We start from the raw sequence: 18,603 nt of genomic DNA on the forward strand, positions 1-18,603 counted from the left end.
CGGCGATCTTGGCCACGCCGTTGACGAGGTCGACGACGACGCCGTCCTCGGCGATGACCGTGCGCTCCTTGGGGATGCCGGTGAGCCGGCCCAGGTCGGCGTTGGCCCGCAGGTGACGCCATTCGCCGTGAATCGGCATCAGGTTGCGGGGCTTGCAGATGTTGTAGAAGTACAGCAGCTCGCCGGCCGAGGCGTGGCCCGAGACGTGCACCTTGGCGTTGCCCTTGTGGACGACGTTGGCACCCCATCGGGTCAGGCCGTTGATCACCCGGTAGACCGCGTTCTCGTTGCCAGGGATGAGCGAGGAGGCGAGGACGACGGTGTCGCCCTCGACGATGCGGATCTGGTGGTCGCGGTTGGCCATCCGGGACAGTGCCGCCATCGGCTCGCCCTGCGATCCGGTGCAGACCAGGACGACCTTCTCGTCCGGCAGGTCGTCGAGCACCTTGACGTCCACGACCAGGCCGTTGGGGACCTTCAGATAGCCGAGGTCGCGGGCGATGCCCATGTTCCTGACCATGGAGCGGCCGACGAAGGCGACCTTGCGGCCTCGCTCGTAGGCGGCGTCGAGCACCTGCTGGATGCGGTGCACATGGCTGGCGAAGCTGGCGACGATGATGCGCTTCTCGGCTTTGGCGAAGGTCTGCCGCAGCACCTGCGAGATGTCGCGCTCCGGCGGCACGAAGCCGGGGACCTCCGCGTTCGTGGAGTCGGCGAGCAGCAGGTCGATGCCCTCCTCGCCGAGTCGCGCGAAGGTGGGCAGGTCGGTGAGCCGGCCGTCCAGCGGGAGCTGGTCCATCTTGAAGTCGCCGGTGACCACGACCATGCCGGCCGGGGTGCGGATGGCGACGGCGAGGGCGTCCGGGATGGAGTGGTTGACGGCGATGAACTCGCAGTCGAAGGGGCCGATGCGCTCCCGGTCGCCCTCCCTGACCTCCAGTGCGTACGGCCGGATGCGGTGCTCCTGGAGCTTGGCCTCGATCAGGGCGAGGGTGAGCTTGGAGCCGATCAGCGGGATGTCGTCCTTCTCCCTGAGCAGGAAGGGGACGGCGCCGATGTGGTCCTCGTGGCCGTGGGTCAGGATGACGCCGACGACATCGTCGAGGCGGTCCCTGATGGAGGTGAAGTCGGGCAGGATCAGGTCGACGCCCGGCTGCTCCTCCTCGGGGAAGAGGACTCCGCAGTCGACGATCAGCAGCTTGCCGCCGAATTCGAAGACCGTCATGTTGCGGCCGATCTCACCGAGGCCGCCGAGCGGTGTGATGCGCAGGCCGCCTTCGGTGAGAGTCCGCGGGGGGCCGAGTTCGGGGTGCGGATGACTCAAAGTTTCTCCCTATCACGCACGCCGGAAAGGCCTTCCTGGGCCGTGGCGCGCGGAACTGTGTGACTTTCGGTGGAGCACCGTCATTCGGGCGGTGCTGTTGCATCGGATGGTGCTTATTCAGTTGTGAAGTCTGTAGTCAGAGGTGTACCCCGCCTGCGGCGAGATCCTTCCTGAGGCGTTCCGTGGCGTCCGGGTCCAGTTCGGTGAGCGGGAGCCGGAGCGGGCCTGCGGGCAGTCCGCGCAGCGCGAGGGCGGCCTTGGTGGTGATGACGCCCTGGGCGCGGAACATGCCGGTGTAGACCGGCAGCAGTCGCTGGTGGATCTCGGCGGCCTTGGCAACGTCGCCGCTGGTGTACGCGTCGAGCAGTGCGCGCAGCTCGGGGGTGACGAGGTGGCCGACGACGGAGACGAAGCCGGTGGCGCCGATGGCCAGCAGCGGCAGGTTGAGCATGTCGTCACCGGAGTACCAGGCAAGGCCGCTGCGGCCCAGTGCCCAGCTCGCCGCGGCGAGGTCGCCCTTGGCGTCCTTGTTGGCGACGATCCTGGGGTGCTCCGCCAGCCTGACGAGGGTCTCGGTGTCGATGGGGACGCCGCTGCGGCCGGGGATGTCGTAGAGCATGACCGGCAGCCCGGTGGCGTCGGCGATGGTGGTGAAGTGCCGGTACAGGCCCTCCTGCGGCGGCTTGCTGTAGTACGGCGTGACCGTGAGCAGGCCGTGGGCGCCGCTGCGCTCGGCCTGGCGGGCCAGCTCGGAGCTGTGCCGGGTGTCGTTGGTGCCGACGCCGGCGATGACGAAGGCGCGGTCGCCGACCGCCTCGACCACGGCGCGTACGAGCTGGTCTTTCTCCGTGTCGCTCGTGGTAGGCGACTCCCCGGTGGTGCCGTTGACGACGAGTCCGTCGTTGCCCGCGTCCACCAGGTGGGCGGCGAGCTGCTGGGCGCCGGCGAGGTCGAGTGCACCGTCCGTGGTGAACGGCGTGACCATTGCGGTCAGGACCCGCCCGAAGGGGGCCTTGGGGGTGGAGGTCGGAGCCATGGGTCCCACGCTACTCGGTGTGTACGGGGGCACGCAGCCGTGGGACCTGCGCAAAGGACTCCGGCGATGTCTGCTCGGGGGTTCAGGCACCGCCGGAGTCCGTTTCTGCAGCCTAGATGAACCTCACGAAAGCCTGCAATCCGAACACTTCGGACATTTGGCCGTGCCGGGGGGTGCCGGGCCGCCCCGCTACGGGGCGACACGCCCGTTGGCGTTGAACGCCGCACGGGTGAGCGGCATCAGTTCCGCCCAGGCCGCCTCCATGCGCTCGCCCACCATCTCGATCTCGCGCTGAGGGAAGGACGGCACCGAGGCCAGCTCGTGCTGGGTGCGCAGGCCGAGGAAGTGCATCAGCGACCGGGCGTTGCAGGTCGCGTACATCGACGAGAACAGTCCGACCGGAAGAGTGGCCCTGGCCACCTCGCGGGCCACTCCGTCGGCGAGCATCGCCTGATACGCCGCGTAGGACTGCGCGTAGGACTCCTCCATCGCCGCGACGGTCTGCTTGTGCTGTTCGGGTGTCCCGTGCACGAACTCGTACTTCCCGGGACGGCCCTGCTGCACCAGCTTGCGGTCCGGTCCCGGCACGTAGAAGACCGGCTGCAACTCGCGGTAACGGCCCGACTCCTCGTTGTAGGACCAGCCGACGCGGTGGCGCATGAACTCGCGGAAGACGAAGATCGGGGCGCTGATGAAGAAGGTCATCGAGTTGTGCTCGAAGGGGCTGCCGTGGCGGTCCCGCATCAGGTAGTTGATCAGGCCCTTGGACCGCTCCGGGTCCTTGGTGAGCTCTTCGAGTGACTGCTCGCCCGCGGTGGAGACCCGGGCCGCCCACAGGACGTCGGAGTCCGACGCGCTGTGCTTGACGAGGTCGACGGTGACGTCGTCCCGGAACTCGACGGCGGCCGAGGCGGGGGCGGGGGTCCCGGTGGGGAGATCGGTCGGCACCGGAGGTCCTTCCATGTGGACGGCATTGCGGCGACCAGGCTAGCCGCTGGGTCGGACAGCGGGCCGCAGCCGATCGGCCGACCCGAAGTAGCCGTGGGGCCGCCGGGGCGGCTAGCCTCACCGGGTCGGAGTGCAGCCCGCTCCGCCCTGCCCCCGCCGGAACCGGAAGAGGATTCTCCGCGTGTCCCTGCCCTACATGTCCGCGAGTGCCGCCCCCGACGACCTGGCGGAAGGCCGCCCGCTCCTCCATCTGGAGCAGGACCGCTGGATGCGGCCGTACCGCCCGGGGCCGTGGCGGGTCGCCACGGCCGCGCTGGCACTGATGCTGGCGTCCTATCTGATGTTCGCCGCGCTGATCATGGCCGCCGCGGGCAACACGCGGGGCGCGGCAGTGTGCCTGCTGGTGGCGGCGCTGGTCATCGTGGCCGCGCTGCGGCTGCTGCGGGTCGGTGTGTGGGTCAGTGGCAAGGGCCTGCGGCAGACGTCCTACTTCACCACGGTGACCGTGCCGTGGCGCAAGGTCGCCTCGGTGCGGACCGCGCAGCAGCCGGTGCGGGTGCTGGGGTTGCCGCGCAGCGTCCAGGGGCAGGCGCTGATCATCACCCGAAAGGGCGGCGAGCCGCTGCGCCCGCAGCTCACCGACCACAACGCGGACTTCCTCGGCCGGGTCGAGGCGTTCGACATGGCCGCCGACGCCATCGAGGGCTGGGCCGCCGAGCTGTGCTGACCCGCCGTCGTCGCCCCTACCGCGTCGGCTTGCCGTCGTGCAGGGCGATGGCGCGCTGCATGGCCTTGCGCGCCCTCGGGGTGTCGCGGGCGTCGAAGTAGGCGACGGCCAGCCGGAACCAGTTGCGCCAGTCGTCCGGCGCCGCCTCGGTCTCGGCCTGCCGCTTGGCGAAGACCGCGTCGGCGGAGTCCCGGTCGATCCGGCCGCTGGGCATGCGGGCCAGCTCGTCGACCGGCAGCCCGCCCTCGGCCTCCAGCTCGCGGCCGAGCCGCCCCGCGTGCCGGGCGAACTGCGTGGTGTGCCACAGGAACCAGCCGCCGATCAGCGGCAGCACCAGTACGGCGACGCCGAAGGCGACGGTGACCGGGCGGCCGTCGGCGATCAGCAGCAGGCCGCGGTCGCCGACCAGGACGAAGTAGAACAGCAGCGCGGCGGCGGAGACGGCGTAGCTGATTTTGGAGCGCATGCGGTCAGTCCTCCGGGTGGCCCGGTTCCGTCCCGTCCAGGAAGTGTTCCAGCCCGTAGGTCAGGCCGGGGACACCGGGGACGGTGCGGGCGGCGAGCAGGATGCCGGGCATGAAGCTGCTGTGGTGCAGCGAGTCGTGCCGGATGGTGAGTGTCTCGCCGGTGCCGCCGAACAGCACCTCCTGGTGGGCGAGCAGGCCGCGCAGCCGTACCGAGTGCACCGGCACCCCGTCGACGTCCGCGCCGCGGGCGCCGTCGAGGCCGTGGGTGGTCGGGTCGTGCTGCGGGGCGAGGCCCGCCGCGGTGCGGGCGGCGGCGATCAGCTGGGCGGTGCGGGTGGCGGTGCCGCTGGGGGCGTCCGCCTTGTTGTCATGGTGCAGCTCGATGACCTCGGCCGACTCGAACCAGCGGGCCGCCTGGCGGGCGAACTGCATGGTCAGGACGGCGCCGATGGAGAAGTTCGGGGCCACGAGCACCCCGGTGCCGGGCGCGGCGGCCAGCCAGCCGCGCAGCCGGCCCAGCCGCTCCTCGGTCCACCCGGTGGTGCCGACCACCGCGTGGATGCCGTGCCCGACGCAGAATTCCAGGTTCCCCATGACCGCGTCGGGGTGGGTCAGTTCGACCGCGACCTGGGCGCCGGCCGCGGTCAGCGTGTCCAGCGGGTCGTCGCGGTCGATCGCGGCGACCAGGTCGAGGTCGTCCGCGGCCTCGACGGCGCCGGCCGCCGCCGAGCCGATCCGGCCCTGGGCGCCGATGACGGCCACACGGAGCTTGCTCATCGTTTCGGGGTCCTCCGAGTCGTGCGTACGGGGTGCGTGGAGCGTACGGAGCCGGCGCCGGCTACGCGACGGCTTCCTGCAGGCGGGCGGCCTGCTTCTGCTTGAGCGGGCCGATGGCGGCCAGCGACGGGCGCTGCCCGAGCACGTCACGGGCGACCGCGCGTACCTCGTCGGGCGTCACGGCGGCGATCCTGGCCAGCAGGTCGTCGACGGACAGCTGGTCGCCCCAGCACAGCTCGCTCTTGCCGATCCGGTTCATGATCGCGCCGGTGTCCTCCAGGCCGAGCACCGTCGATCCGGACAGCTGGCCGATGGCGCGGCGCAGTTCCTCGTCGGTCAGCCCGTGCTCGGCGACCTGGTGCAGCTCGTCCCGGCAGATCTTCAGCACTTCCGGCACCCGGCCCGGCTGGCAGCCGGCGTAGACGCCGAAGATCCCGCAGTCGGCGAAGGACGAGGTGTAGGAGTACACCGAGTAGGCCAGGCCGCGCTTCTCGCGGACCTCCTGGAAGAGCCGGGAGCTCATGCCGCCGCCGAGGGCGGTGTTGAGCACGCCCAGCGCCCAGCGCCGCTCGTCGGTGCGGGACAGGCCGGGCATGCCGAGGACGACATGGGCCTGCTCGGTGCGCCGGTCGAGCACCTCGACCCGGCCGGCGGCCCGCAGCGTGCGGGCGCCGTCGCGGGGCGGCTGCGGCAGTGCGTCGGCGTCGCGCAGGGCGCCGGCCCGGTCGAAGGCGCGGCGGACCTGGCGTACGACGCTCGCATGGTCGACGTTGCCCGCGGCGGCGACGACCAGGCGCGTCGGGTCGTAGTGCTTGCGGTAGAAGCGGGCCACCTGGTCGCGGGTGAGCGCGTTGATGGTCTCGACGGTGCCCAGGACCGGGCGGCCGAGCGGGGTGTCGCCGAGCATGGCGGTGCTGAACAGGTCGTGCACCTGGTCGCCCGGGTCGTCCTCGGTCATCGCGATCTCCTCCAGGACGACGCCGCGTTCGGCGTCGATGTCCTCCTGGCGGATCAGCGATCCGGTGAGCATGTCGCAGACCACGTCGATGGCCAGCGGCAGGTCGGTGTCGAGCACCCGGGCGTAGTAGCAGGTGTACTCCTTGGCGGTGAACGCGTTCATCTCGCCGCCGACCGCGTCGACGGCGGCGGAGATGTCGAGTGCGCTGCGCCGCTCGGTGCCCTTGAAGAGCAGGTGCTCCAGGTAGTGGGTGGCGCCGTTGAGCACCGGGGTCTCGTCGCGGGAGCCGACGGCGGCCCAGATGCCGAAGGTGGCGGAGCGCACCGTCGGCAGGGTCTCGGTGACGACCCGCAGGCCGCCGGGCAGCACGCTGCGGCGTACCGTCCCGATGCCGTCGGTGCCGGGCAGCAGGGTCCGTGTGCGGACGGCCCGCCCCTTGGTGGAGGGGCGGGCCGTCGCGGCGGTGGAGCGGGTCGTCACTGGGCCGACTCGTCCTTCACGTCGTCGGCGTCGCCGTCCTCGCCCTCGATGACGGGGACGAGCGACAGCTTGCCGCGCTGGTCGATCTCGGCGATCTCGACCTGCACCTTGGCGCCGACGCCGAGGACGTCCTCGACGTTCTCGACGCGCTTACCGCCGGCGAGCTTGCGGATCTGCGAGATGTGCAGCAGACCGTCCTTGCCGGGCATCAGCGACACGAACGCGCCGAAGGTGGTGGTCTTCACGACCGTGCCCAGGTAACGCTCGCCGACCTCGGGCATGGTCGGGTTGGCGATCTGGTTGATCACCGCACGCGCCGCCTCGGCCTGCGAGCCCTCGGTGGCGCCGATCAGCACCGTGCCGTCGTCCTCGATGGAGATGTCGGCGCCGGTGTCCTCCTGGATCTGGTTGATCATCTTGCCCTTGGGGCCGATGACCTCGCCGATCTTGTCCACCGGGATCTTGATGCTGATGATCCGCGGCGCGTTCGGCGACATCTCGTCCGGGGAGTCGATGGCCTCCATCATCACGTCGAGGATGTGCAGCCGGGCGTCGCGGGCCTGCTTGAGGGCCGCGGCCAGCACGGACGCGGGAATGCCGTCCAGCTTGGTGTCCAGCTGCAGCGCGGTCACGAACTTCTTCGTGCCGGCGACCTTGAAGTCCATGTCGCCGAACGCGTCCTCGGCGCCGAGGATGTCGGTGAGCGCGACATAGTGCGTCTCGCCCTCGATCTCCTGCGAGATCAGGCCCATGGCGATACCGGCGACGGGGGCCTTGAGCGGCACACCGGCGTTCAGCAGCGACATGGTGGAGGCGCAGACCGAACCCATCGACGTGGAGCCGTTGGAGCCGAGCGCCTCGGAGACCTGGCGGATCGCGTAGGGGAACTCCTCGCGGGTCGGCAGGACCGGGATCAGGGCGCGCTCGGCGAGGGCGCCGTGGCCGATCTCGCGGCGCTTGGGCGAGCCCACCCGGCCGGTCTCGCCGACCGAGTACGGCGGGAAGTTGTAGTTGTGCATGTAGCGCTTGCGGGTCTCCGGCGCCAGGGTGTCCAACTGCTGCTCCATGCGGAGCATGTTCAGCGTGGTGACACCGAGGATCTGGGTCTCGCCGCGCTCGAAGAGCGCCGAGCCGTGCACCCGCGGGATCGCCTCGACCTCGGCGGCCAGCGTGCGGATGTCGGTGACACCGCGGCCGTCGATGCGGACCTTGTCACGGATGACGCGCTGGCGGACCAGCTTCTTGGTCAGCGAGCGGTAGGCCGCGGAGATCTCCTTCTCACGGCCCTCGAACTGCGGCAGCAGCTTCTCGGCGGCCAGCGCCTTGACCCGGTCGAGCTCGGCCTCGCGGGCCTGCTTGCCGGCGATGGTCAGCGCCTTGGACAGCTCGCCGGTGACGGCGGACTCCAGGGCCTCGAAGACGTCCTCCTGGTAGTCCAGGAAGATCGGGAACTCGCCGGTGGGCTTGGCGGCCTTGACCGCGAGCTCGGACTGCGCCTTGCAGAGCACCTTGATGAACGGCTTGGCGGCCTCGAGGCCGGCGGCGACGACCTCCTCGGTCGGCGCCTCGGCGCCGCCCTCGACCAGCTGGATGGTCTTCGCGGTGGCCTCGGCCTCGACCATCATGATCGCGACGTCGCCGTCCTCCAGGGCGCGGCCCGCGACGACCATGTCGAAGACGGCCTCTTCGAGCTCGGTGTGCGTCGGGAAGGCGACCCACTGGCCGCGGATCAGCGCGACGCGGACGCCGCCGATCGGGCCGGAGAAGGGCAGGCCGGCCAGCTGCGTGGAGCAGGAGGCGGCGTTGATGGCGACCACGTCGTAGAGGTGGTCGGGGTTGAGCGCCATGATCGTGCAGACGACCTGGATCTCGTTGCGCAGGCCCTTGACGAAGGACGGGCGCAGCGGGCGGTCGATCAGCCGGCAGGTGAGGATGGCGTCCTCGGAGGGGCGGCCCTCGCGGCGGAAGAAGGAGCCGGGGATCCGGCCGGCCGCGTACATGCGCTCCTCGACGTCCACCGTGAGGGGGAAGAAGTCGAAGTGCTCCTTGGGCTGCTTGGAGGCGCTGGTGGCCGACAGCACCATGGTGTCGTCGTCCAGGTAGGCCACGGCGGAGCCGGCGGCCTGGCGGGCCAGCCGGCCCGTCTCGAAGCGGATCGTGCGGGTGCCGAAGGTGCCGTTGTCGATCACGGCTTCGGCGTAGTGGGTCTCGTTCTCCACTATGTGGATTCTCCTCGTCCTTGCCCGCGGGGCGTGTCCCCGGGGGCCATCGGTGGAGGGGCGTCCTGCCGGGGGCCGGTCTTCGATCGAAGCCACCGGGGGTGGAACCACCCGGGGGCCACTACCGAGGACCGGCGTCTGCGGCGGAAAGGAGGACGCTCCTCCTCATACGTTGTCAACAGCACCATTGCACCAGACGACGCAGGTTTCGCGCACGTCATGTGCGCGCTTGGTCGCCGAGTGCGGACAACTTCGGTGCCGCTGGCAGAATTCGGTGCATATGGCAAAGGGAGCGGCCCCGTCCTGCGGGCACCGCTCCCCTCCACGCGTGTTAGCGAACGCCCGCAGCGCCGGCACGGATGCCGAGGCGCTCGCGGAGCTCACGGAAGCGCGTGATGTCCTTCTTGGCCAGGTACTGCAGCAGACGGCGGCGCTGGCCGACCAGGATCAGCAGACCACGACGCGAGTGGTGGTCGTGCTTGTGGGTCTTGAGGTGCTCGGTCAGGTCCGAGATCCGGCGCGACAGGAGCGCGACCTGGACCTCGGGGGAGCCGGTGTCGCCCTCCTTGGTGCCGAACTCGGCGATGATCTGCTTCTTCGTCTCGACGTCGAGCGACATACGGACTCCTCGTGGGGTCGTGGGCCGACGAGCGTCCCCGGTCTGCATCGCGGGGAAATCTCAGGTGACTCGTGCGGCGTACGGTCACCGGGCGTGAACACACAGGTGACCGTCACCCAGGGTACCAGCCGGTTGTCGGGCCCCTTACCGGCGGGTCATCGCCGCCGCCTGCCCGGCCGGCGCACCCAGGACGGGCGCTCTCCCGCAGGTCAGTCGCTGCTCAGCCCGCGGACCGAGCCGTAGACCTTGAGCACGCCCAGGCACAGTGGGACCAGCGACAGCAGGACGGCGCCCTCCGCCAGGTCCAGGCTGCGGCCCCAGAACGGGGACACGCCCTTGCGGGGCACGATCAGGCCGATGGCGACCAGCAGGACGGCGCCGGCCGCGATGGCCGCGGACAGCCACAGCGTGTGCAGGTCGATCGGGCCGTGGTCGCCCCTGGCCAGATCCAGCAGCAGCGAGGTGTCGGGGTTGAGCGCCAGACCGAGGATCAGCAGCGCCACCGCCAGGATGCCGGCCACCACCAGGCTGGCGACCTGGCTGGTGTAGCGGAAGAGCCGGGCGCGCAGCAGTGCCGCGACCCCGGCGGTCAGGGCGAGCACCTGGGCGGGCGCGGAGTCGGAGAAGCTCATCACGGCGGCGGCGCCGACCACGGTGGCAGAGCAGCCGCCGACCAGGCCGAGCAGCAGTTCGTGGCCGCGGCGGGCCTGCGCGGCGACCGCCTCGTAGTCGATGGCCTGCTCGGGCTCGCGCCGGTCGCCGTAGCGCTCCATGACCTCGGCGGACGGCTCGGGCGAGCCGAAGCCGATCGGCAGCCGGGCGAAGCGGGCCGACCAGCCGGGCAGGAAGCCGACCAGGGCGACGGCCGCGACGGCGGCGACCGAGGCGACCGCGCGCGGCGGGGCGTCGGTGGCGATGGCGCCGTAGGTGGCCAGGGTGCCCGCGCCGGCCAGGAAGGCGGACGCCACGAAGGGCGCGTCGCCGGTGGGCAGTACGGCGACCAGGATCGCCGAGGCCAGCAGGACCGTCGCGCAGCCGACCAAGAACTGCAGCCGTCCGGGGCCGTGCCCGTGGTCGGGGGCGACGATGCCGGAGCCGGCGATCAGCAGGTGCGGCAGCGCCGCCAGTCCGAGCGCGACGGCGGCGGCGCGGTCGCGGTAGATCCGGGCGCGTACTGCCGCGTAGGCGACCAGCAGCGTGCCCAGGACGCCGGCCACCACGCCCGGCATGGAGTGCATGTCGTGCCTGACCGGCTCGGCCCACCACAGGACGAAGCCCATCATCACCAGCAGCACCGCGCCGCCGGTCAGGCCGACGATCCGCATCAGGTCGTCGTCCCAGCGGCGCCGGTCGCGTACGACCGCGGTGGCGATGGCGTCGGCCACGTCGTCGTGGACGGCCGGCGGCAGCGACTCGGCGAAGGCCCGGAGCGCGATCAGTTCGCCGTCGAGGACGCGCTGCGCCGAAAGCGACAGGGCCGGGTCAAGGACGCTGCCGTCCCGGCGGACGAGATGGAAGCCGGTCGGCTCCTCCTCGGTCTGCACCTGGCCCGACAGACGCAGGATGTCGGGGCGAAGGTCGGCGACCGGCAGGTCGTCGGGCAGTGCCACATCGATCCTGCTGTCCGGTGCTACGACCGTGACGCGGCAGAATCCGGTCGCTGAGATCGTGCTCACCGCGCTGTGCCCCCTCGGGTGCGGAATTCCGCGATCAGCCAACTCCCGTCTGGCCGGTGGGCGGTGGCTGTAAGTAGTATCTGCGACAAAATATCAGTCACAACGGGTAGATGATCCCGGGGGGCGAGCACATCAGTGAGTTCGGTCATCGTCAAGCGCCCGGCGCGGGCTTTCCCGCCCGAGATGCCGTCGGAAGAGCTTGAACTGGCGTCACCGCCCGAACTGCAGCGCGGCCAGGACCAGGGCGTGATGATGATGCTGCTGCCCATGCTCGCCATGGGCGGCTCGGCCGCGTACTTCTTCATGCCCGGTTCGCAGCCGATCATGAAGGTGATGGGTGGGCTGATGCTCACCTCGATGGTGGCGATGGCGATAGCGCAGGTGGTGCGCACCCGGCAGGGCGCCAGCGGGCACATGGCCGACAGCCGCCGCGACTACCTCAAATACCTGGCGCAGCAGCGCCGTAAGGCCCGCAAGGTCGCCGACCAGCAGCGCAGCAGCCAGCTCTACACCCATCCCGCGCCGGACCAGCTGTGGGCGCTGGCCGCCGAGGGCAAGCGGGTCTGGGAACGCCGCCCGGGCGACGACGACTTCGGGCAGGTGCGGGTGGGGCTGGCCCCGCAGCAGCTGGCCACCCCGCTGGTCGCCCCGGACACCGCCCCGGTGGACCAGCTTGAGCCGCTGACCGCGCACGCCATGCAGCGCTTCATCGCCGCCTACGGCACCGTGGAGGGGCTGCCGCTGGCGGTGTCGCTGCGGGCGTTCTCCCATGTCGCGCTGACCGGTGATCCCGAGGCCGTCTACGGGCAGGCGCGGGCGATGATCGCGCAGCTGTCGACGCTGCACTCGCCGGCCGACCTGGTGCTCGGTGTGGCCGCCTCGCAGTCCGCGCTGCGCGAGTGGGAGTGGGTCAAGTGGCTGCCGCACACGCAGTCCCCGGCCGACCTGGACGGGGCGGGCACCCGGCGGCTGGTGGTGGGCGACATGGGCGAGCTGGAGGAACTGCTGCACGGCAGGCTGGAGGACCGTCCGCGGTTCCAGCGTGACGCGTCGCCGCTGCTCGACCAGGCGCACGTGGTGGTCTTCGTGGACGGCGGTACGGTCCCGGCGACGTCGGTGCTCGCCGCCGGTGAGGGCCTGCTGGGCGTGACCGTGGTGGAGATGGCGCCCGGCGAGACCGGGGAGCCGCGCGGCGACCTGTGGCTGCGCTGCACCTCCGAGGAGATGCTGCTGCGCTCGGCGTCCGGCGGCGCGTACGGCGGCACACCGGACCGGCTGAGCGCCATAGAGGCCGAGTCGCTGGCCCGCCAGCTGGCGCCGCTGCGGCCGGCCGACGGCGGCGACGACGAACCGCTGCTGTCCAACCTGGACTTCACCGACCTGATGGGTATCGGCGAGGCCTCGTCCTTCGACGTCTCCCGCGGCTGGGTGCCGCGCAGCCAGCACGAGCGGCTGCGGGTACCGATCGGGGTGGGCGAGGACGGCGAGCCGGTGCACCTCGACCTGAAGGAGGCGGCGCAGGAGGGCATGGGGCCGCACGGGCTGTGCGTGGGCGCCACCGGTTCCGGCAAGTCCGAGCTGCTGCGCACCCTGGTGCTCGGCCTGGCCGTCACGCACTCCTCGGAGTCGCTGAACTTCGTGCTGGCCGACTTCAAGGGCGGCGCGACCTTCGCCGGTATGAGCGACATGCCGCACGTGTCGGCGGTCATCACCAACCTGGCGGACGACCTGACCCTGGTCGACCGGATGCGCGACTCGATCACCGGTGAACTGCAGCGGCGCCAGGAGCTGCTGAAGTCCACCGGCAACTACGCCAACATCCACGACTACGAGCGGGCCAGGACCGCGGGCGCGGCCCTCGAACCGCTGGCTTCGCTGGTGCTGGTCATCGACGAGTTCAGCGAACTGCTGACCGCCAAGCCCGAATTCATCGACATGTTCATCCAGATCGGCCGCATCGGCCGTTCGCTGGGCGTGCACCTGCTGCTGGCCTCGCAGCGCCTGGAGGAGGGCAGGCTGCGCGGCCTGGACACGTATCTGTCCTACCGCATCGGCCTGCGGACCTTCTCCGCCTCGGAGTCGCGGGCCGCGCTCGGCGTGCCGGACGCCTACCACCTGCCGTCGGTGCCCGGTTCGGGGTATCTGAAGTTCGGCACCGACACCATGGTGCGGTTCAAGGCCGCCTACGTGTCGGGCCCGCACCGCAGGGGCCGGGAGACCGAGGCCGAGGGCGGCGCGCAGAGCGGCCGCCGGGCGGCGCCGTTCACCGCCGCGCCGGTGCCGATGAGCGCGCCGGCGGTCCGGCCGGTGGCGGCGCAGCGCGACGACGCCGTGGCCGACACCGTGCTCGACGTGCTGGTGCGGCGCCTTGAGGGCCGCGGCCCCGAGGCGCACCAGGTGTGGCTGCCGCCGCTGGACGAGGCGCCGAGCCTGGACCGGCTGATGCCGCTCGCGGTGTCCGCCGACCGCGGCCTGCAGGCGACCGGCGGGACGCCGCTGGGCGGCCTCTCGGTGCCGCTGGGCATCGTGGACAAGCCGTTCGAGCAGCGCCGCGACCCGCTGATGCTGGACTTCAGCGGGGCGGCCGGCCACGGTCTGATCGTCGGCGGGCCGCGCAGCGGCAAGTCCACGATGCTGCGCACCCTGGTGGCGTCCTTCGCGCTGACCCACACGCCGGACGAGGTGCAGTTCTACTGCCTGGACTTCGGCGGTGGCGCGCTGCGCGCGGTGGACGGCCTGGCCCATGTGGGCGGGGTCGCGGGGCGACTGGAACCCGACCGGGTGCGCCGGGCGGTGGCCGAGGTCGCGGGCGTGCTGGCCCGCCGCGAGGAGACCTTCCGCAGCCGCGGGATCGACACGGTGGCGTCGTACCGCAGGCTGCGGGCGACCGGTGAACTGCCCGACGAGCAGTGGGGCGACGTCTTCCTGCTGATCGACGGCTGGGGCGCGTTCAAGCAGGACAACGAGCGCCTGGAACCGGTGGTCGCCGACATCGCCGCCCGCGGTCTGGGCTTCGGCGTGCACGTGGTGCTCACCGCGTCGCGTTACATGGAGGTCAGGGCCGCGCTCAAGGACCAGTTGCTGAACCGGCTCGAACTGCGGCTCGGCGACGTCATGGACTCCGAGATCAACCGCAAGGTCGCCGCGAACGTCCCGGCCGGGGTGCCCGGTCGCGGCATCACGCAGCAGCAGTTGCACTTCATGGCGGGCCTGCCGCGTATCGACGGCAGTTCGGCGTCGGCCGACCTCACCGAGGGCGGCGCCGCGATGGTGGAGGCGGTCAACTCGGCCTGGCGCGGGGCGCCCGCGCCGGGCATCCGGATGCTGCCGACGATGCTCACCGCCGAGCAGCTGCCCGACGGTTCGCGCTTCCCGGAGCGCGGGGTGGCGATCGGCATCGACGAGACGGCTCTCGCGCCGGTCTTCGTGAACTTCGAGACCGATCCGGTGCTGATCGTCTTCGGCGACAGCGAGTCGGGCAAGACGGCCGCGCTGCGGCACATCGCCCGGCAGCTCAGCCAGCGCTACACCCCGCAGGAGGCCATGCTGGTGGTCGGCGACTACCGGCGCACCCTGCTCGGCGCGCTCCCCGACAGCCATGTGCTGGAGTACATCGCGGCGTCGGCGGCCATGGAGACGCACATGACCGAGGTGCAGAAGCTGGTCGAACGGCGTGCACCCGGTCCGGACGTCACCCCGCGGCAGCTGCGCGACCGCAGCTGGTGGAGCGGGCCGCAGCTGTTCGTGCTGATCGACGACTACGAGCTGGTCGCGGCGGGCAGCAACCCGATGGCGCAGCTGGCCGACAGCCTGCCGTTCGCCCGCGACGTCGGGGTGCGCTTCATCATCGCCCGCAGCAGCGGCGGTGCGGGGCGCTCGATGTACGAGCCGTTCATGCAGCGCGCCAAGGAACTGGGCGCGCAGGGCCTGGTGTTGTCGGGCGACCCGATCGAGGGCGAGCTGATGGGCAGCGTGCGGCCGCGGCACATGCCACCCGGCCGGGCGATCTTCGCGGCGCGCCGCGGCGGCAGCCGGCTGGTGCAACTGGCCTGGACCCCGGAGGGGTGAGCGGGGGCGTTGACGCACAGGTCACGCGATCCCCGTCTGCTGCTAGGTTTTTTGTCGGGATGAGTGCGGCCGCAGGCCGGCGGCCGCACCGGCGATGGGGGCACGATCATGAAGTCGGACTGGGACCGGCTGTACGGCTCCGGCGGTGACGTACCGCCGGACGAGTCCGGCGGAAGCAGCGACGGCGGTCGGAGCGCGGCCGCCGCGCCGCCCGCGGCGTGGTCGCGGCTGACGGAGCTGGTGGACGGCGCGGGCGACAGCCCGCCGGTGCCGGTGGCCGCGGCCTTCGGCATGCTGCCGAGCGCCCAGGAGGGCGCCCACGCGGCGCTGGTCTCCGAACTGGCCGACCTGCACGCGGGCAACGGCGACCCGGAGGCCCTGATCGACGCCTTCCGGGCGAGCCTGGTCATGGTGCCGACGCTGGAGGGCGGCGACCTGTGGGCGACGCGCATGGGGGGTATCCACTGGGTGTACGCCTTCTCCGACGACACCGAGCTGGCGCGCTTCGCGGTGGCGCGGGGTGCTGACGGCTCGTCGGAGGTGGACTACCTGTCGGTCTACGGGTGGCGGCTGCTGGACGAGGTGGTCCCCGCGGTCGGCGAACCGGCGGGCGTGGCCTTGGACGTGGCGGGGGGTCGGCCGATGATCTTCCCGCCGGTGACGGGTGTGGTACCTGACGAGGCCGCGGTGGACGCCGCGGCGGTGAACGGGGAGGAACGATGACCGGAGGCAGCGGGGGCGGCGGCGGTTACAACGTCACCGAGACGGCGCTGGCCCAGACGGCGGCCGGGCTCAACGGCGTCATCCACGAACTGCAGTCGATGGGGCAGGAAGCGGCGGCCGACGTCGGCCGCGGCTTCTCCAACCTCAAACTGACCGGCATGCAGACCGGGCACTCCGGGCTCACGTCGGCCTTCGACGGCTTCTGCGACCGCTGGGAGTGGGGCGTGCGGACCATCGTCCAGGACGCCGACCAGATCGCGCAGCGGCTGGGCCTGGCGGCCGGCACGTACTACGAGATGGACCAGTACGCCATGAAGACCCTCAAGGTCGTCGTGGCCTCCGACCTCGGCAATCCGAACCTGACCGAGGAGCAGGAGGAGAACATGTCATGGGGCCAGATCGGCTCCGACAACGCGATCAACGACTTCCTGCACCCGGACTTCAGCGCGAAGTCCGCCGACCAGGCGCTGTCCGACATGGGCCAGACCTGGAAGGACACCGCCCACGACATGAGCCAGTCCATCCCGATGGAGACCGCGGCGACACTCACCGGACAGAAGGACGAGTACGACCAGTCGCTGGACCAGCTCTACGGCCCGACCCCCGACGAGCGCGCGCAGCAGCAGGCTCAGGGCGGTGGCACCGGCAGCGGCGGCTGATGGGCGTCCGGGCGGTCGCCGACGCGATCGGCGAGCGCGGCGAGCGGCTGCTGCGCTCGGCCGAGCACAGGGCCGGCGCCCTGGTCGAGGACCGCGCCCACCTGCTGGCCGCCGGGCTGGACGCCGCCGGGCTGCACGGCGCGGCGCGCTGGACCGCGGACAGCGGCGACCTGGTCGCCGACCGGCTCGGTGCCGGTGTCGCCGAGCGGCAGCTGGGGCAGAGCGAGGACCCCAGGGACCTGCTGCACGGCGACGCCGGCCGCATCCGTACCGCGGCCGGCCACCTGCGCCGGCTGCGCACTGCCTTCGACGCCGGGTGCACGGGCCTGTCCCGGCTCGACCCGGGCGACTGGAAGGGGCTGGGCGGCGACGCCTTCCGCACGGCCTTCGCACGGCAGCCCGCGGCATGGGGCCGCGCGGCATCGGCGTGCCAGGAGGCGGCGGACGCCCTGGAGCACTACGCCTTCGTGGTGGACTGGGCGCAGCGCCAGGCCAAGGAGGCCGCCCGGCTGTGGAAGCAGGGCTTCGAGGCGTGCGGGAAGGCCACGCGGGCCTACCAGGTGAAGGTCGCGGAATACCACTCCGCGCTGGCGGCCGCCGGCGCCACGCAGGCGCCTCCGTCCCCGCCGAGCCCCTTCGTCGACCCGGGCGCGGACGACCGGAGCGCCGCGCACGACCTGCTGACCGCGGCGCGGGACCAGCGCGACACGGTGGCGCGGGCCGCCGAGACGGCGCTGCGGTCCGCAACCGGGCTCGCCCCGGCGCTGCCGGACTTCGCCGCCCGGCTCGGGTCCGACACCGTCGACCTGCTGGACGGCGCACCGATCCGCCTCGAGCACTTCGCCGGCGGGCTGATCCGCAGCGGCACGGACGCGATGCGCTTCGGACGCGGGCTGAACCCGTGCGACCCGTACAACCGCAGCCACCCTGCCGCGTATCTGGCGCGGCTGAACGGCACCGCGACCGGGCTGCTCCGGCTGGCTGCGCACCCCGAGCGGCTGCCCGGGATCGTCGTCGGCGCCGGCTGGGGCACCGACGGCGACGAGGCGGGCGGGCGGCTCGTTGGCAACGTCCTGCTGACCCTCGCGACGGACGGCGGCAGCGCCGCGGGCCGCGATGCCGTGCCGGCGCGCGGCATCGGTCCCGACGGCATCCGCGGTCCTGCGGACGGTGGACCCGAGGGGCTGCGGCAGGGGCTGGAGAGTGCGGTGCCGCGCCTTCCCGACGGTGGTTTCCAGCGGTACCCGGACCCGCGCGGGGTCTGGACGACGATTCAGGTCCACGGCGGCATCACGGTCGCGGGCCGGCCGCACAACAGCGCCGGCAGCGTACGTGCCGCGCTGGAGACCTGGTACGGCAATCCGCGGGCCGCCGCGGCCCGCACGCTCGGCGGGCCGGCGGACGGGCGGCTCGACGTACTGAGCGCCGAGCGCCCGGGCGTGCACCACGGCGGCGTCCGGGACGACACCTCCTTCGGCTACACCGGCCCCGGGCCCACCGCCTACCGGCAAGTCGCCGACGACGTAGGCCGGTCGGGACACGGGTCGAGCGCCCTCGTCCAGGTCGAGTGGGGGCAGCGCGCCCACGGAGTACGGGCCACGCACGTCTTCGCCGCGCTGAACCACCGGGGCCGGGTGTTCTGGTGGGACCCGCAGGCGGGCCTGGTGAGCACCAGCCCGATCCACCTGGCGGCGCGGCACGTCTTCCACTACGTCCTGGACGCGCACGGGCGGCGGGTCGCGGACTGAGCTCCGCGCCGCTTCCCGGGCCGCCGGAGAAAGACGGAAACGGGCTGGACCGGGCGGCCTGAAAGGTCCGTTGCGCTGTGCTTCGTCGGCCCGCTGGCCTGGCGGTTCCCGTCCCGGAGATGCGGCCCCTGGCCGGAACCTGCGAGGATGGGCGGCGATCGTCAACACAGCACG

General features: G+C 71.9%; 14 protein-coding genes (1 of these 14 only partly in view). 5 read left to right on the top strand and 9 right to left on the bottom strand.

Annotated features, from left to right (window positions below; translation table 11 throughout):
* From OG702_RS09480 to thyX, 3 genes are all read right to left on the bottom strand, one after another.
* On the bottom strand, positions 1–1,324 hold the 5' portion of the coding sequence (locus tag OG702_RS09480) for a ribonuclease J (protein WP_327288404.1). It extends 362 nt beyond the left edge of the window; the window shows 1,324 of its 1,686 coding nt (coding positions 1–1,324); it begins with the start codon at positions 1,322–1,324; the stop codon falls past the left edge of the window.
* 136 nt (positions 1,325–1,460) lie between these two features.
* A complete protein-coding gene (gene dapA / locus OG702_RS09485; protein WP_327288405.1) occupies positions 1,461–2,360 on the bottom strand; it encodes a 4-hydroxy-tetrahydrodipicolinate synthase in 900 nt (299 codons plus the stop codon).
* A 189-nt stretch (positions 2,361–2,549) separates the two neighbouring features.
* Positions 2,550–3,323, bottom strand: coding sequence for an FAD-dependent thymidylate synthase (thyX, locus tag OG702_RS09490; RefSeq protein WP_442814353.1), 774 nt, complete (start codon positions 3,321–3,323; stop codon positions 2,550–2,552).
* Positions 3,324–3,489: 166 nt separating this feature from the next.
* Between thyX and OG702_RS09495 the strand changes: the two genes are divergently transcribed.
* Complete coding sequence (locus tag OG702_RS09495; RefSeq protein ID WP_327288407.1) at positions 3,490–4,035, top strand: hypothetical protein; 546 nt, start codon at positions 3,490–3,492, stop codon at positions 4,033–4,035.
* A gap of 16 nt (positions 4,036–4,051) precedes the next feature.
* On the opposite strand, the gene OG702_RS09500 is transcribed toward OG702_RS09495, so the two are convergent.
* The 6 genes from OG702_RS09500 to eccD form a co-directional block, all read right to left on the bottom strand.
* On the bottom strand, positions 4,052–4,501 hold the full coding sequence (locus OG702_RS09500) for a hypothetical protein (protein ID WP_327288408.1): 450 nt from the start codon (positions 4,499–4,501) through the stop codon (positions 4,052–4,054).
* A gap of 4 nt (positions 4,502–4,505) precedes the next feature.
* Positions 4,506–5,279 carry a 4-hydroxy-tetrahydrodipicolinate reductase gene (gene dapB, locus OG702_RS09505; protein WP_327288409.1) on the bottom strand — a complete coding sequence of 258 codons (774 nt, stop codon included), beginning with the start codon at positions 5,277–5,279 and terminating at the stop codon, positions 4,506–4,508.
* A 61-nt stretch (positions 5,280–5,340) separates the two neighbouring features.
* Positions 5,341–6,717 carry a M16 family metallopeptidase gene (locus tag OG702_RS09510; RefSeq protein ID WP_327288410.1) on the bottom strand — a complete coding sequence of 459 codons (1,377 nt, stop codon included), beginning with the start codon at positions 6,715–6,717 and terminating at the stop codon, positions 5,341–5,343.
* Entirely contained in the window at positions 6,714–8,936 is a 2,223-nt protein-coding gene (locus tag OG702_RS09515; RefSeq protein ID WP_327288411.1) for a polyribonucleotide nucleotidyltransferase, read from the bottom strand. The genes OG702_RS09510 and OG702_RS09515 overlap by 4 nt, the downstream gene beginning before the upstream one ends.
* A gap of 331 nt (positions 8,937–9,267) precedes the next feature.
* The gene (gene rpsO, locus OG702_RS09520) at positions 9,268–9,555 is read right to left on the bottom strand and encodes a 30S ribosomal protein S15 (protein WP_033173003.1); all 288 of its coding nucleotides are present in this window, start codon (positions 9,553–9,555) and stop codon (positions 9,268–9,270) included.
* Positions 9,556–9,764: 209 nt separating this feature from the next.
* Entirely contained in the window at positions 9,765–11,231 is a 1,467-nt protein-coding gene (gene eccD, locus OG702_RS09525; protein WP_327288412.1) for a type VII secretion integral membrane protein EccD, read from the bottom strand.
* A gap of 135 nt (positions 11,232–11,366) precedes the next feature.
* On the opposite strand from eccD, the gene eccCa reads away from it, so the two are divergent.
* From eccCa to OG702_RS09545, 4 genes are all read left to right on the top strand, one after another.
* Positions 11,367–15,299, top strand: coding sequence for a type VII secretion protein EccCa (gene eccCa / locus OG702_RS09530; RefSeq protein WP_327288413.1), 3,933 nt, complete (start codon positions 11,367–11,369; stop codon positions 15,297–15,299).
* Positions 15,300–15,407: 108 nt separating this feature from the next.
* Entirely contained in the window at positions 15,408–16,022 is a 615-nt protein-coding gene (locus tag OG702_RS09535) for a hypothetical protein (RefSeq protein WP_327288414.1), read from the top strand.
* Positions 16,019–16,681 carry a hypothetical protein gene (locus tag OG702_RS09540; RefSeq protein WP_327288415.1) on the top strand — a complete coding sequence of 221 codons (663 nt, stop codon included), beginning with the start codon at positions 16,019–16,021 and terminating at the stop codon, positions 16,679–16,681. The genes OG702_RS09535 and OG702_RS09540 overlap by 4 nt, the downstream gene beginning before the upstream one ends.
* Positions 16,681–18,429: a putative T7SS-secreted protein gene (locus OG702_RS09545; protein ID WP_327288416.1), complete on the top strand. Its 1,749-nt coding sequence runs from the start codon at positions 16,681–16,683 to the stop codon at positions 18,427–18,429. Before OG702_RS09540 ends, OG702_RS09545 begins: the two co-directional genes overlap by 1 nt.
* The last annotated feature ends 174 nt before the right edge of the window (positions 18,430–18,603 follow it).

Source organism: Streptomyces sp. NBC_01198 (genome assembly GCF_036010485.1).
GTDB lineage: Bacteria > Actinomycetota > Actinomycetes > Streptomycetales > Streptomycetaceae > Actinacidiphila.

Coding starts and splice junctions, on each gene's coding strand:
- rpsO (WP_033173003.1), bottom strand. CDS start 9,555: ATGTCGCTCGACGTCGAGACGAAGAAGCAGATCATCGCCGAGTTCGGC.
- OG702_RS09535 (WP_327288414.1), top strand. CDS start 15,408: ATGAAGTCGGACTGGGACCGGCTGTACGGCTCCGGCGGTGACGTACCG.
- thyX (WP_442814353.1), bottom strand. CDS start 3,323: ATGGAAGGACCTCCGGTGCCGACCGATCTCCCCACCGGGACCCCCGCC.
- OG702_RS09500 (WP_327288408.1), bottom strand. CDS start 4,501: ATGCGCTCCAAAATCAGCTACGCCGTCTCCGCCGCCGCGCTGCTGTTC.
- dapB (WP_327288409.1), bottom strand. CDS start 5,279: ATGAGCAAGCTCCGTGTGGCCGTCATCGGCGCCCAGGGCCGGATCGGC.
- dapA (WP_327288405.1), bottom strand. CDS start 2,360: ATGGCTCCGACCTCCACCCCCAAGGCCCCCTTCGGGCGGGTCCTGACC.
- OG702_RS09545 (WP_327288416.1), top strand. CDS start 16,681: ATGGGCGTCCGGGCGGTCGCCGACGCGATCGGCGAGCGCGGCGAGCGG.
- OG702_RS09540 (WP_327288415.1), top strand. CDS start 16,019: ATGACCGGAGGCAGCGGGGGCGGCGGCGGTTACAACGTCACCGAGACG.